Annotated in this window: 1 protein-coding gene and 1 pseudogene; both read right to left on the bottom strand. The window is 65.1% G+C overall.

Annotated elements, in window-relative coordinates; translation table 11 throughout:
* A pseudogene (locus XI06_RS12855) lies at positions 1 to 563 on the bottom strand (IS4 family transposase); the annotation flags it as partial.
* Positions 481 to 699: an IS4/Tn5 family transposase DNA-binding protein gene (locus XI06_RS12860; RefSeq protein ID WP_271605475.1), complete on the bottom strand. Its 219-nt coding sequence runs from the start codon at positions 697 to 699 to the stop codon at positions 481 to 483. The gene XI06_RS12860 and the pseudogene XI06_RS12855, both read right to left, overlap by 83 nt.
* Between the last annotated feature and the right edge of the window lie 41 nt (positions 700 to 740).

Here is a 740-nt window from a genome sequence, read left to right on the forward strand (position 1 = left end):
CGCGACGTAATGGCGTCCCGCCCAAGGCGTGGCCGAGAGCTGGGCGAGACCCGATGAGCGCCATCCCGTGGCTCTACGTCGGCGGGCGCGCCGGCCAATCGGTTGGTCTGCACTCGCACCAGAAAGCGCGTGCCGAGATCCTGCGCCAGGCAAAAGAGCTCGTAGATGTCGCTCTCGCGGTCGGCCACATGCACGCAGCGTTCCGGCGTGCCCACGAGCGCCATCGACTGGCGCAGGTTCTCCAGCCAGCGATAGCTTTCCTTCGTCTCGATCGGTACCCGCGTGGGGTTCACATGCCGCTTGAGCGTCCAGGTCCCCTTGAACTTCGTGCGTGCCCAGAGCTTCGCTGCCGTCAGCCCGAGCGGCGTGCCGGCGAGGGTTACGGCCAGGCTCGAATGCATCAGCACTCCGCACAAAGTCACCACGTTGGGCTGACCCGCCTTGTAACGTCCGGCGTTGATGGTCTTGGTGAAGCCGATCTTACCCGGCTGCGCACGGCTGTAGATGAACTCGGTGGTATCCTGCAGAATGAGGATTGATCCTTCGCTCGCTGCGCAGCGCATGGCGGTCGCGGCAAAATGGCCAGCCGAGCATCCCATGCTCGGTAACGCGCGGATTATCGAAGAAGCGATAGGCCGCCTTCGTCGTCGCCCAGTCGCCGCACGCGGCCGGGACCGGTTGGCCAGGTGCCGCCGACATCTGATCAAGCAGGCGGCCAAATCGGCGCGCCAATCGCTTGT

Source organism: Bradyrhizobium sp. CCBAU 11434 (assembly GCF_028128895.1).
GTDB classification, from domain to species: Bacteria; Pseudomonadota; Alphaproteobacteria; order Rhizobiales; family Xanthobacteraceae; genus Bradyrhizobium; species Bradyrhizobium zhengyangense.

Bases quoted from the DNA above. Each gene is read 5' to 3' on its own strand.
- XI06_RS12860 (WP_271605475.1), bottom strand. From the start codon at position 699: ATGTCGGCGGCACCTGGCCAACCGGTCCCGGCCGCGTGCGGCGACTGG.